The following is a 12,690-nucleotide window of genomic DNA, read 5'->3' as shown; positions in this document are numbered from 1 at the left end:
GCCGTAGCCGCCGGTTACAGCGGTCCAACGGGGCGTGGGCGGTCCAACGGGGCGTGGGCGGTCCAACGGGGCGTTGGCGGTCCATCGGGGTGGTGCAAGACCCGCTCGCCCCACTTCGACCGTCGACACCGGGTCCCCTGGCACCGCGGGAACGGCCCTGGGCGCCTGAGCGCGCACAACGATCCTCGCTGAGCACACAACCGGCCCGCCCGGAGGCACCCGCGTCGACAACCCGGCTCGGGACGACGCTCCCGAAGGCGCGAGCGTGCTCCCGAAGGTGACTCTGCGTCCTCAACGGGCGCACGCAGCCCACTCAAGCGGGTGGGTCTCGTAGCCACCAGACACGACGAACTCGCCATCGGCTACCAGACCATCACCCACATCGCCGGCACCGACCCACCACAAACGACTAACACAACACACGACCTAAGCGGGCGGCTCCCGGGCCCCGACCGCCCGCGCACCGCCCGGCCCGCCGGCACGGGCAGGCGGCCCGGGGGTCAGTCGTCCGCCGCCAACCAGGCGTCCACCTGCGCCAGCCACTCCCGCTTGGACGACGGCGACGCCAGCGAGGCCCGGATGGAACCGCGCGCCAACTCCGCCAGTGCGGCGTCGTCGAGCCCCTGGTCCCGGGCGATCTGGTACTGGTCCACCAGCCGGGACTGGAACAACAGCGGGTCGTCCGCGCCCAACGCCACCTGAGCGCCGTGCTCCAGGAGCGCCGGAAGCGGCACGTCGCCCGGCTCCCGGTACACGCCCAGGCACACATTCGACGCCGGGCACACCTCCAGGCTGATGCCCGCCGCCGCCACGGCGTCCAGCAGGTCCGGGTCCTCACTGGTGCGGATGCCGTGCCCCAGCCGGGTCGGCCCCAGCGCGGAGACGACGTCGCGCACGTGCTCGGGGCCCAACAGCTCCCCGCCGTGGGGGAGTGAGGCCAAGCCGGCGCGGCGCGCGATCGCGAAGGCCGGCCCCCAGGAGGTGGTCTCACCCGCCCGCTCGTCGTTGGACAGCCCGAAGCCGACGACGGTGCCCGGTTCGTCCCCCGCGTAGTGCGCGGCCAGGCGTGCCAGTGTGCGTGCCTCCAGCGGGTGACGTATGCGGGAGGCGGCCACGATCACGGCCACCTCGACGCCGGACAGGATGGTGGCCTGCTTGGCGGCGTCGAGGATGATCTCCAGGGCGGGGGTGATGCCCCCGACGAAGGGGGCGTAGGAGGTCGGGTCCACCTGGATCTCCAGGCGCCGCGACCCCTCGGCGGCGTCGTCGAGCGCCGCCTCCAGCACGATGCGGCGCATGATCTCCTCGGTGACCACCAGGTGGCGGGCCGTGTCGTAGGCCCGCTGGAAGCGGAACCAGCCGCGGTGATCGGCGGGCACGTGCAGCGGATCCCCCTCCAGGAATGACGAAGGCAGCCGGGCGTGGGCGGAGGAGGCCAGCTCCACGAGCGTCTCCAGGCGCATGGAGCCCGTGAAGTGCAGATGCAGGTGCGCCTTGGGCAGGGCGGCGAGGTCGCGCATGGCGGGATTGTGCCACCCCCGGCGCCCCTGTCGGCCAACCGTCGCCTCACAGACGCAGCAGTCGGCGGCGCCGTGAGGCAGACTGTGCTCATGAGCACCGTCATGGCCGGACACGAGCCCGAGGAGGTTGCCCTGCTCACCGGCGCGCGCGCCGCCTCCGTGCTGGCCGCGGCGCTCGCCCCCGCCGGGCAGCAGCTGATGAGCTGGGAGGTCCACTCGGTGCACCATCGGCCCGGAGCCGGCGTCTCCGTCGGCTACACCGCCGTCGTTGCCCGCCCGGACGGCAGCCGCGCCACCGAGTACCTGTGCGCCACCACGGCGCGCCTGTCCAACCCGCAGGCCGCCGGCCTGACCCGTGTGGCCCCCACGGGCGGGGACGGGCCGATCGTGCACGTATGGCGGCACCCGGCCGACCCGGAGCTGCCCGCGCTCGCGGTCGCCTGCACCCCCTCCCTGCTCTCCCAGCGGCTGGGGTCCCCGGTGAAGGCCACCATGGTCGCCTACCGGCCCACCCGCCGTGCCGTCGTGCGGGTTACGTACCCCGACACCTCCACCGCCTACGCCAAGGTGCTGCGTCCCAGCCAGACGGCGGCCTTCGCCGAGCGGCACCGTATGCTGCGTGCCGCCGGTGTCCCCGCGCCGGACGTGCTGCGCGACGATGCGGACGGCCTGGTGCTGCTGTCCACCGGCCGGGGTGTGCCACTGTCCGGGCTGCTGTCGCGAGGCATGGACGAGGCCCAGGCGGCCCGCGTGTTCCAGGGGCTGACCGGTCTGCTGGATTCCCTGCCCGCCGCCGCCCTGCAGTTGGCGGCCCACCCCGCCTGGTCCGATCGTGCCCGCCACTACGCGCACGCCGCCGCCACCGTCCTGCCCGAGCACCTGGCCCGCGCCCGCGCCGTAGCCGAGGGCGTCGAGCAGTTGATGGCCGCCTCCGACCCGGGACCGGTGGTGCCCGTACACGGCGACTTCTATGAGGCGAACGTGCTCATGGAGGGGGAGCGAGTCGCCAGCCTGCTCGACGTCGACTCCCTCGGACCCGGGCGGCGCGTGGACGACCTGGCCTGCCTGCTCGGACACGTCAGTGTCCTGGACCACCTGGCACCCGCTTCCTATCCGCACCTGCGTCCCGTGCTGGAGACATGGACGGCCCTGGCCGAGCAGCAGGTTGACCCGGTGGCGCTGCGCGCCCGCTGCGCCGGCGTGGTGTTGTCGCTGGTGGCCGGGGCACGCCGGGAGGACGGCGGACCGTGGCGCGCCGACGCCGAGGGGCGCCTGGCCCGCGCCGAGTCCTGGCTCGCGCAGGCGCGTGAGCTACAGGCGCGTCGCGGTGCCCACTGAGCGAGGCGGCCGGAGCTCGACGCGGTGGGTGGGAACCAAGCCGCGCGTCGTCGTCGGTCCTCGAGACCGGAAGGGGAACGCAGCCACGTTTTGGACAGTTACACACTCGAAACCGCCGGAGTGCGTAACCTGCGGCCGCGCCGGTGCCCGCCGGCTGAAAGGCAGAAACCGTGTTCCCCACGTCCTCCGCTATTCCCGCAATCTCCGCACTCACCGCCCTAGGTACGGCATCGACCTCGGCCCGACCGGCCGGCTTCAGTGAGGCCCTGACCGCCGCCGACGATTTCCTCTGGGGCCCCTGGCTCCTGATTCCGCTGCTGCTGGGCACCGGCATCTGGCTGACCATCCGCCTGCGCGCCGTCCAGCTGCGCAAGCTCTTCCCGGCGCTGCGCTTCGCCTTCGTGGACCGCAGCGACGGTGAGGCGGACACCGCCGAGGGCGACATCTCCCACTACCAGGCGCTGACGACGGCGCTGGCGGCCACCGTGGGGGTGGGCAACATCATCGGAGTGGCCACCGCCATCCACCTGGGCGGTCCCGGCGCCCTGTTCTGGATGTGGGTGACCGCGTTCTTCGGCATGGCGTCGAAGTACTCCGAGGCCTTCCTCGCCGTCCGCTTCCGCACCACCGACGCCAACGGGCAGAAGTCCGGCGGCCCCCAGTACTACCTGCAGCACGCGATCAAGGGACGTGTGGGCACAATCCTGTCGGTGTTCTTCGCCATCTCCACACTGTTGGCCTGCTTCGGCATCGGCTCCATGACCCAGTCCAACTCGGTCGCCGCCCAGCTGGAGCACTCCTTCGGCGCGGACCCGGCGCTGGTCGGCATCATCATGGCGGTGGCGATCGGTGGCGTGCTGTTGGGCGGGATCGAATCCATTGGGCGCGTCACCGCCGCCTTCGTGCCGATGATGATCGTCTTCTACGTGGGCGGCTGCCTGTACATCCTCGCCGTCAACATCACGGCGATCCCCGCCGCCCTGGCGCTGGTGCTCGCGGATGCCTTCACCGGGCACGGCGCCGTGGGCGGCTTCGCCGGCTCCACCATGCTCATGGCAATCAAGTTCGGGATGGCCCGCGGCATCTTCTCCAACGAGTCCGGCATGGGCTCCGCCGCGATCGCCGCCGCCGCGGCCAAGACCAACCACCCCGTCCGGCAGGGACTGGTCTCCATGACCCAGACCTTCATCGACACCTTCGTGGTGGTCACCTGCACCGGTCTGGTGGTGCTGTCCACCGGCGCCTGGACGGGTGACGACCCGGCCACCATGACCGCCACCGCCTTCACCACCGGCCTGCCCGGACAGTGGGGCCACTACATCGTCTCGGTGGCGCTCATCTTCCTGGGCTGCTCCACGATCCTGGGCTGGGCCTACTACGGAGAGCGCTGCATCGTGCGGCTGGTGGGCGTTCACGGGGTGCTGCCCTTCCGCCTGTTCTTCACCGTCCTGATCTTCCTGGGCACCGTTACCAGCCTGGACGACGTGTGGACCTTCGCGGACATCGCCAACGGCCTCATGGCCATCCCGAACCTGATCGGTCTGGTGCTGCTGTCCGGCCTGATCGCGCGCGAGACCAAGGCATACCTGGAGCAGGACCCGTACTTGCGGCGCCCCGGCGACGAGTTCACCTCCGTCCCGGAGGAAGCCGAGGTGGAGGCCTGAGCGGCCGCGGCTACGATGGTGCGCGAGTCCGCGTCATGCAAAGGAAGCTCAATGAAGATCGTCTCCGCTCACGTCGGCACCATCACGATCAGCTCCCCTATCCGCAACGCCTACATCGACTTCAGCTCGATGGACTGCTCCATCCTGGCCCTGGTCAGCGACGTGATCGTCGACGGCAAGCCGGTGGTCGGCTACGGCTTCAACTCCAACGGCCGCTACAACGCCTCCGCAATCCTCGAGCAGCGGCTGCTGCCCCGCCTGTTGGCAGCCCCCGAGGCCGAGCTGCTCGACGACGACGGCGCACTCGCCCCCGAACGCGCTTGGCGGGTAATGCTGCGCAATGAGAAGCCCGGCGGCCACGGGGAGCGTTCCGTCGCCGTGGGTGTGGCCGACATGGCCCTGCACGACCTGGCCGCGAAGCTCGCCGGCGTGCCCCTGTACCGCTGGATCTCCGACCACTACGGCGACGGCAAGCCCGACGCCGATGTCTTCGTCTACGCCGCCGGCGGCTACTACGCGCCCGGCAAGACTCTGACCGACTTGCAGGACGAGATGCATCGCTTCCTGGACGCCGGATACCGGGTGGTCAAGATGAAGATCGGCGGCGCCCCGCTGGATGAGGACCTGCGCCGCATCGAGGCGGTCATCGACGGCGTCCTCGACGGCGACGGCTCCCGTCTGGCGGTCGACGTCAACGGGCGCTTCGACCTGGACACCGCGTTGGAGTACGCCCGCGCGCTGGAGCCCTTGGGCCTGTTCTGGTACGAGGAGATCGGCGACCCGCTCGACTACGCCCTGAACGCCGTCGTCGCCGAGAACTACCGGCGCCCCATCGCCACCGGCGAGAACCTGTTCTCCATGCAGGACGCCCGCAACCTGCTGCGTTATGGCGGCATGCGTCCGGACCGCGACTACATCCAGGTAGACCCGGCGCTGTCCTACGGGCTGACCGAGTACCGCCGTGTCCTGGACGTGCTCGACCACCACGGCTGGTCCTCGCGCCGCTGCATCCCGCACGGCGGGCACCAGTTCTCACTCCACATCGCCGCAGGGTTGCACCTGGGCGGCAACGAGTCCTACCCGGGTGAGTTCCAGCCCACCGGCGGGTTCACCGACGACGCCCAAGTCGTGGATTCTCGGGTAGCTCCCGGAGAGCTACCGGGTATTGGGCTCGAGGGCAAGGCTGAGTTCTACTCCGTGCTGCGCGGCCTGCACGCCTGAGGCGGGCTGAGGCCCGACCCCCTGGCGGGAGAGGGCCGCGGCGGCCGTCAATCGACCTCGGCCAGCAGCTGCTGCATGCGGGCGACGCCCTCGGTGATGGCGTCGTCGCTCATGGCATAGGACATGCGCAGGAAGCCGGACGGGCCGAAGGCCTCCCCTGGCACCACGGCCACCTCGGCATACTCCAGCAGCAGGTCGGCCAGCGTAGCCGAGGAGTCGATCACGTGCCCGCGCAGCGAACGCCCGATTAGTCCCTCCACGCTCGGGTAGGCGTAGAAGGCGCCCTTGGGCGTGGGGACCTGCACGCCGTCGATCTCGGAGAGCATGGACACGATCAGCTGCCGCCGCCGGTCGAAGGCGGTGCGCATATGGGCGACCGCCGACAGGTCCCCGCCCACGGCCGCAATGGCCGCCCGCTGGGAGACGTTGGCGACGTTACTGGACAGGTGCGACTGGAAGTTGGTGGCCGCCCGAATCACGTCCGACGGGCCCATCATCCAGCCCACGCGCCAGCCGGTCATCGCATAGGTCTTGGCGACGCCGTTGAGCACCACCGTCTGGTCGGCAAGCTCGGGAACCAACGCCACAATGTGGGCCGGCTGAGCGTCGTCGTACAGCAGGTGCTCATAAATCTCATCGGTGACGACCCAGATGCCGTGCTCGAGCGCCCACTGGCCGATGTGCGTCAGCTCGGCGGGGGTGTAGACGGCCCCGGTCGGGTTCGACGGTGAACACAACAGCAGCACCTTGGTGTGCTCGGTGCGGGCGGCCTCCAGCTGCTCCACCGTCACCTTGTACTCCTGGTCCGCTCCGGCGAACACCTCCACGGTGCTGCCTCCGGCCAGGGCCACAACCTCCGGGTAGGTGGTCCAGATCGGGGTGGGCATGAGTACCTCGTCGCCCGGGTCGAGCAGTGCGGCGAACGTCTGGAATACGGCCTGCTTGCCGCCGTTGGTGACCAGGATGTCCTCCGGGGAGACCAGGTAGCCGGAGTCGCGCAGTGTCTTGGCGGAGATGACCTCGCGCAGTTCCGGCAGCCCCTTGGTGGGGGAGTACTTGTGGTTGACCGGGTCCTGGGCCGCGGCGACGGCGGCATCGACGATGTAGTCCGGGGTGGCGAAGTCCGGTTCGCCCGCGCCGAACCCGATGACCGGCCGGCCGGCTGCGCGCAGGGCCTTGGCCTTGGCGTCGACGGCGAGGGTCGCCGAAGGGGCGATGGCGGCCAGACGGGCTGAGACTCGGCTTCTAGGTGCAGTGCTCACGCGCCGATATTCTCATGACACCGCGGTAGGGCGGTGCCGCTGTCCCGCTATGCGGCGCGAGGTGGCAAGGCTCTCACGCCCGCAAGGCCGGGCACGGAGCCGCGGACGTGGCGCAGCCCACGCGGCTGAAGTTCCGCAATCGGCGGTCCGTGTGGCAAGATGGGTTGCCGCTGAAGGGCAGTGGCGCAATTGGTAGCGCACCGGTCTCCAAAACCGGCGGTTGTGGGTTCGAGTCCCGCCTGCCCTGCTGAGAACGGCGGATCTGTCGGGAGATCCCGTCGGTTCCGTCTTCTCGCCCGCCAGGGCGTGACCGAACTGTCGACCCGAGGATCACGAGAGAACATGAGCGATACGCGCGTCGCCAAGGGCACGCAGGAGAAGAGGCGCGGCCCGATCTCCCGCATCGCCCTGTACTTCCGGCAGGTGATCGACGAGCTCCGCAAGGTGGTCTGGCCCACCCGGAACGAGCTGTGGACCTACTTCGCAGTGGTGGTCGTATTCATCCTGGCGATCATGCTGTTCACCGGGGTGCTCGACGCGATCTTCGACCGGCTCGTCATGTGGGCCTTCGCCTGACCGTCCCGATCCGTCCCCGTTTCCACCAGTCGCCGTCGCCGTCAGATTCAGTCCGAGGAAAGAGAAACACCGTGTCCGAGGAGAACATCCCCGAGGAGCCCACCGTCGTCGACGAGGCCGCCCCCGCCGCCGAGTCGGCCGTCGAGCCGCAGCAGCCGGCCGACGTCGACCCGGTCGAGGAGTTCCGCAAGCAGCTGTCCTCGCTGCCCGGCGAGTGGTACGTGCTGCACACCTACTCCGGTTATGAGCGCCGCGTCGCCGCGGACATCATGGCGCGCGCGGAGAACTTCGAGCTGGAGGACTACGTCTTCGACGCCGTCGCCCCCATGGAGACGGTCATCGAGATCAAGAACGGCAACAAGAAGAAGGAGGTCTCGCGGGTCCGCATCCCCGGCTACGTGTTCGTGCGCATGGACCTGGATGACCCGGAGACCTCCGAGCAGGTGTGGCGCACCATCAAGGACACGCCCGCCGTCACCGGCTTCGTCGGCGACCGCTACGACCCGGTGCCCTTGACCTTCGAAGAGGCCGTCTCCCAGCTCGGCCCCACCCCCGAGGAGGTCGCCTCCAAGCGGGCTGCCGCAGCCACCGCCGCCCCCGAGGAGGGCGCCGCCACCCAGGTTGCCGCCGACGGCCAGGTCTACGAGGTGGTCTTCTCCGTGGGGGAGTCCGTCATCGTCACCGATGGCCCCTTCGAGTCGCTGCCCGCCACGATCTCGGAGATCCACCCCGAGACGCAGAAGCTGCAGGTGCTCATCTCCCTGTTCGGCCGCGACACCCCGGCCGAGCTGGCCTTCAACCAGGTCGCCAAGATCTGACCGCCCGGCCCGCGGGTCCTAAGGACCCGCGGGCGAGGGCGCAGCGCCTGTGAGACCGCCCACCGGCGGGGTCATGGGCGTGCACGCGGGTCTAAGATAGGCGCTCGCGTGCGAGGTACGTGCCCACGTACCAACGCATGAACCCGCTGCACGGCAGGTGTGCAGCATTCCGGACAAGAAAGATCGAATTACCCATGGCTCCTAAGAAGAAGGTCGCCGGGCTGATCAAGCTCCAGATCCAGGCCGGCCAGGCCAACCCGGCCCCGCCGATCGGCCCCGCGCTCGGTCAGCACGGCGTGAACATCATGGAGTTCTGCAAGGCCTACAACGCTGCCACCGAGTCGCAGCGCGGCAACGTCGTCCCGGTGGAGATCACGGTTTACGAGGACCGCTCCTTCACCTTCGTGACCAAGACCCCGCCGGCCGCGGAACTGATCAAGAAGGCCGCAGGCGTCTCCAAGGGCTCCGCCACCCCGCACACGGACAAGGTCGGCTCACTGACCCAGGCCCAGGTGCGCGAGATCGCCGAGACCAAGATGCGTGACCTGAACGCCAACGACGTCGACTCCGCCGCGAAGATCATCGCCGGCACCGCCCGCTCCATGGGCATCAGCGTCGAGGCCTGATTCCAGGCCAACCTCCCCAAACCAATAAGCGTGGAAGGGCTGCGCGGCCCGTTCACCACGACTGCTAAGGAGAAGCAGATGACTAAGCGCAGTAAGGCTTACCGCGCCGCCGCGGAGAAGATCCAGTCCGGGATCCTCTACACGCCGGCGGAGGCTGTGAAGCTGGCCAAGGAGACGTCCGTCACGAAGTTCGACTCCACCGTGGATGTCGTTCTCCGGCTGGGCGTTGACCCCCGCAAGGCCGACCAGATGGTGCGTGGCACCGTGTCCCTGCCGCACGGTACCGGCAAGACCGCCCGCGTGGTCGTCTTCGCGCAGGGTGAGCGGGCCGAGCAGGCCCTTGCCGCCGGCGCCGACGAGGTCGGCGGCGACGAGCTCATCGCGAAGGTCGCCGGCGGCTACACCGATTTCGACGCCGCCGTCGCCACCCCCGACCTGATGGGCAAGGTCGGTCGCCTCGGCCGCGTCCTCGGTCCCCGTGGCCTCATGCCCAACCCCCGGACCGGCACCGTCACCATGGATGTGGCCAAGGCCGTCGCCGACATCAAGGGCGGCCGCATCGAGTTCCGGGTGGACCGCGCCGGCAACCTCAACTTCGTGATCGGCAAGTCCTCCTTCACCGAGGAGCAGCTGGCCGATAACTTCCAGGCCGCTCTGGACGAGGTGCAGCGCCTGAAGCCGTCCGCATCCAAGGGCCGCTACATCCTCAAGGCCACCATGGCCACGACGATGGGTCCCGGCATCCCCATGGATGTCGCCAAGCTCTGAGACGTTTCGGCTGACAGACAGCTGAATCGACGGGCCGGTTCCCAGACGGGACCGGCCCGTCCGTCATCACAACCAGACTTTCCTCTTAGGATGGCCGCACCGGGCAGGCCGGGCCAGTGCGCCCACGTGCCCGGCCTGCCCCCTACCCCGAGGAGACACCCATGCCCCCGATCGACGCCGCCGCCCAACGCCTGGGCAGCGCCTATGTGTTGGACGCACGCATCGGCGGGGGCGCGCAAGGGGATGTGTGGCTCGCCCACCGCAACGACGCCCCCGGCATTCCGTTGGCGGTCAAGTTGCTGCGCGCCGACCTGCTGGAGGACGCCGACGTCGTCGAGCGTTTCATCCGAGAGCGCGCCACCTTGATGCGGGTGTCCTCCCCCTACGTCGTGGGCGTGCAGGACATGGTGATTGAGGGCAGCCGCTTCGCCATCGTCATGGACTATGTGGGCGGCGGCACCCTGCGGGGGCTGCTCAATGAGCAAGGGGTGCTGTCACCCGCCGAGGTGGCTCGGGTCGGGGCCATGCTCGCGAGCGGACTGGCCGTCGTTCACGATGCCGGCATCGTCCACCGCGACATCAAGCCCGCCAACGTGCTGATCTCCCCACCGGGCGGGAGTGCCGATCCGGCCGACGGTGATGACACCGTGGTCGGTCAGGGCGCCTGGACGCCCCGACTCGCCGACTTCGGGGTCGCCCGCATCTGTGACACGGTCGCCTCCTCCCACGCCACCGGCGCCATTGGCACCCCGTTGTACATGGCCCCCGAGATCCTCGATCCCGCCGCCCCCACGCCGGCCGCCGACGTCTACTCCCTCGGTGTGCTGTTGTACGAGGCCGCCTGCGGCATCACCCCGTTCGTCGGTGCCCCCTCCCAGGTGCTCGCGCAGCACGCCCGCCGTGCTCCCGGCCGCCCAGACGGCGTTCCCGACGCCCTGTGGAGTGTGCTGGAGCGCATGCTCGCCAAGCAGCCGGCCGCCCGTCCCAGTGCCCGCGAGGTCGCCGCTGCACTGCGAATGGCCGCTCCCGCGCTGGCGGGCTGCGCCCCCGCTCGCCGCCTGACCGTGCCCCCGCCGTCCGCTCCTGCGGCCGCGCCCTACCTGTGGGCCGACGACGCGCTGCCCGGTTCGGCGATGGCTCCGACTGAGGCGGGCCCGGCCGGGCCCGAGGCCGGGACTCCTCCCACCGCCCCGCTGGCGCTGCCGCCGACGGCGGTCGCCGCGGGCGAGCCCACACGCGTGTCCGCCGCATCCGCCGCACCCGCCGCAGGTGAGGCCGCTGCGCAGGCCCGGTTCGCCGGCGCCCCGCAGCCGCCCGCCCCGCCGGCCGACTGGGCGCCCCCGAATGTTGGAGCCGTGTCCCGACCAGTGCCACGCAGCCGCCGCCCCAGGCGCGCGCTTTTCGGTGTAATCGGCGCGGTCGTCGTGCTCGCCGTCGCCGTCGGCGGGGTGATCGTCTGGCGGCACCGGACCGCGGGTGCGCCCGGTCCCACCGCCGTAGCCGCACTGCCCGCACAGGCCGACACGATCGAGCTGCAGCGAATCACCGATGTCGATGAGTACCGCCTTGCGCCCGACCACGGTGCCCTGGCGGCGGAGACCAGCTACAAGCACTGGTCGCTGTACGACCTGGACGCCGCGGGCCAGGCCCCGGTCTGGTCCGGCGACTGTGACTCGGCGGGCTTCTGGACCAGCGAGACCTTCCTGTGCGTCCAGGACGACACCGGGCAGCTGATCGGCCTGGACGGCACCGAGGCCGGCGGTGTCCTCGCGTTCGACGAGCGCAAGCAGCTGGGAACCACGGGAAGCGCCGCCATTGTGCTCGACGGCAGCTACTCCGGCTCGCTCGTGGCCATGGACGCCGACGGCGAGCAGGTGTGGCGCCGCGACGGCGGCTTCCGCGAGGCGCGCATCGGTGCGGGCTTCATCGTCACCTACGAGACCGGCTCCGAGCGGCTGCTCGTGCTCTCCGCGGAAACCGGGGAGGTACTCCTGTCCGAGGCGGCCGAGAACGCCCCCGACTTCGACTCCTCCCTGCCTGGCGGCATCGGCATCGACGCTGGCACGCAGGCCTTCTACAAGGTCGATGGCGAGGCGGTGACCGTCTACGACGCCACCGGCACCGAGGTCGGCACCGTGGACGGGGCCGGTACCCGTTCGGATTGGGTGCTTTCCGACGCCGTGAGTGCCGAGCAGCTGGTGGAGCTGCTGCGCAGCGCTGCCGCTGACAGCTCGGTGCACGTGCGCGGCCGAAGCGCCGAGGCCGGGCTCACGCTCAATACGATCGACTGTACCGTCACCGGCCCCGACGGAGCGAGCTATGACGTTCCGGAGCGCACCGACGGGGAGGCCTGCGTCATCACCCCGGAGGGACTCATCGGCAAAGACGAAGGTGTGCTATTCACAATGGGGCAGCCCTCCTCGCGCACGGACGCCACCGGAGACAACGTGATCGCCTACGACCTCGACGACGGCGAGCAGCTCTGGCAGGCGGCCGGCACCCTGGTGGGTGTGCTCCCGCCGTCGGACAATGCCGCCGGCAAGGCCGCCGGGGCCCCGCGCATGCTGGTGGCCGAGGGAGACGACCTGGTCATTCACGCCGTCGTGGGCAAGTAAGCCGAGACTGGGCGCCGCCGGTCAGGCCTGCGCCACCGGGCCAACGGAACGGGGCATCTGCCCGGAAGCCGCCGTGGAGGCCTGGTCCGGCGAGGGAGTAGCCGCCGCGATAGGGCCGTGGCCTCTGCCTGGTTCTTCGGCGTCATCACCCCTCGACTCTGCGGCTGGCGGCGCCTGCGTCGTCGGAGGCCTTCGCCGCGCGGGGCGGTCTAGGTCCTGTTGTGTAAGTGCTTGGGTGGCGGTGCGCGGTTGGGTGGCGGTGTGTGGTTTTTGAGCCTGTCT

10 protein-coding genes and 1 tRNA gene are annotated in these 12,690 nt (G+C 70.3%); 9 read left to right on the top strand and 2 right to left on the bottom strand.

Features of this window, described 5'->3' with window-relative positions:
- Positions 1–500: 500 nt before the first annotated feature.
- Positions 501–1,520 carry an adenosine deaminase gene (locus DRB06_RS04135; RefSeq protein WP_108966193.1) on the bottom strand — a complete coding sequence of 340 codons (1,020 nt, stop codon included), beginning with the start codon at positions 1,518–1,520 and terminating at the stop codon, positions 501–503.
- A 90-nt stretch (positions 1,521–1,610) separates the two neighbouring features.
- Here DRB06_RS04135 and DRB06_RS04130 point away from each other — a divergent pair, with 90 nt between their 5' ends.
- The 3 genes from DRB06_RS04130 to DRB06_RS04120 all read left to right on the top strand — a co-directional run bounded on the left by DRB06_RS04130 (position 1,611) and on the right by DRB06_RS04120 (position 5,743).
- Positions 1,611–2,858: a phosphotransferase gene (locus tag DRB06_RS04130; protein WP_108969505.1), complete on the top strand. Its 1,248-nt coding sequence runs from the start codon at positions 1,611–1,613 to the stop codon at positions 2,856–2,858.
- A gap of 200 nt (positions 2,859–3,058) precedes the next feature.
- Positions 3,059–4,522, top strand: coding sequence for a sodium:alanine symporter family protein (locus DRB06_RS04125; RefSeq protein WP_083565420.1), 1,464 nt, complete (start codon positions 3,059–3,061; stop codon positions 4,520–4,522).
- Positions 4,523–4,573: 51 nt separating this feature from the next.
- The gene (locus DRB06_RS04120) at positions 4,574–5,743 is read left to right on the top strand and encodes a mandelate racemase/muconate lactonizing enzyme family protein (RefSeq protein WP_111819194.1); all 1,170 of its coding nucleotides are present in this window, start codon (positions 4,574–4,576) and stop codon (positions 5,741–5,743) included.
- A 47-nt stretch (positions 5,744–5,790) separates the two neighbouring features.
- On the opposite strand, the gene DRB06_RS04115 is transcribed toward DRB06_RS04120, so the two are convergent.
- Positions 5,791–7,005, bottom strand: a complete 1,215-nt coding sequence (locus tag DRB06_RS04115) for a pyridoxal phosphate-dependent aminotransferase (protein WP_111819193.1) — start codon at positions 7,003–7,005, stop codon at positions 5,791–5,793.
- Positions 7,006–7,179: 174 nt separating this feature from the next.
- On the opposite strand from DRB06_RS04115, the gene DRB06_RS04110 reads away from it, so the two are divergent.
- From DRB06_RS04110 to DRB06_RS04085, 6 genes are all read left to right on the top strand, one after another.
- Positions 7,180–7,252, top strand: a tRNA-Trp gene (locus tag DRB06_RS04110).
- Positions 7,253–7,347: 95 nt separating this feature from the next.
- Entirely contained in the window at positions 7,348–7,581 is a 234-nt protein-coding gene (gene secE / locus DRB06_RS04105; protein WP_083565331.1) for a preprotein translocase subunit SecE, read from the top strand.
- Between the two features lie 71 nt (positions 7,582–7,652).
- Positions 7,653–8,399 carry a transcription termination/antitermination protein NusG gene (nusG, locus tag DRB06_RS04100; protein ID WP_111819192.1) on the top strand — a complete coding sequence of 249 codons (747 nt, stop codon included), beginning with the start codon at positions 7,653–7,655 and terminating at the stop codon, positions 8,397–8,399.
- A 194-nt stretch (positions 8,400–8,593) separates the two neighbouring features.
- Positions 8,594–9,025, top strand: coding sequence for a 50S ribosomal protein L11 (gene rplK / locus DRB06_RS04095; RefSeq protein WP_073327584.1), 432 nt, complete (start codon positions 8,594–8,596; stop codon positions 9,023–9,025).
- 78 nt (positions 9,026–9,103) lie between these two features.
- Positions 9,104–9,793, top strand: coding sequence for a 50S ribosomal protein L1 (rplA, locus tag DRB06_RS04090; protein ID WP_111819191.1), 690 nt, complete (start codon positions 9,104–9,106; stop codon positions 9,791–9,793).
- A 161-nt stretch (positions 9,794–9,954) separates the two neighbouring features.
- Positions 9,955–12,408, top strand: a complete 2,454-nt coding sequence (locus DRB06_RS04085) for a serine/threonine-protein kinase (RefSeq protein ID WP_111819190.1) — start codon at positions 9,955–9,957, stop codon at positions 12,406–12,408.
- Positions 12,409–12,690 lie beyond the last annotated feature (282 nt).

This window comes from Actinomyces sp. Z5, assembly GCF_003287795.1.
GTDB lineage: Bacteria > Actinomycetota > Actinomycetes > Actinomycetales > Actinomycetaceae > Actinomyces > Actinomyces glycerinitolerans.
The sequence above is the reverse complement of the archived record's forward strand: the minus strand, read 5'-3'. Positions and strand labels throughout refer to the sequence as shown.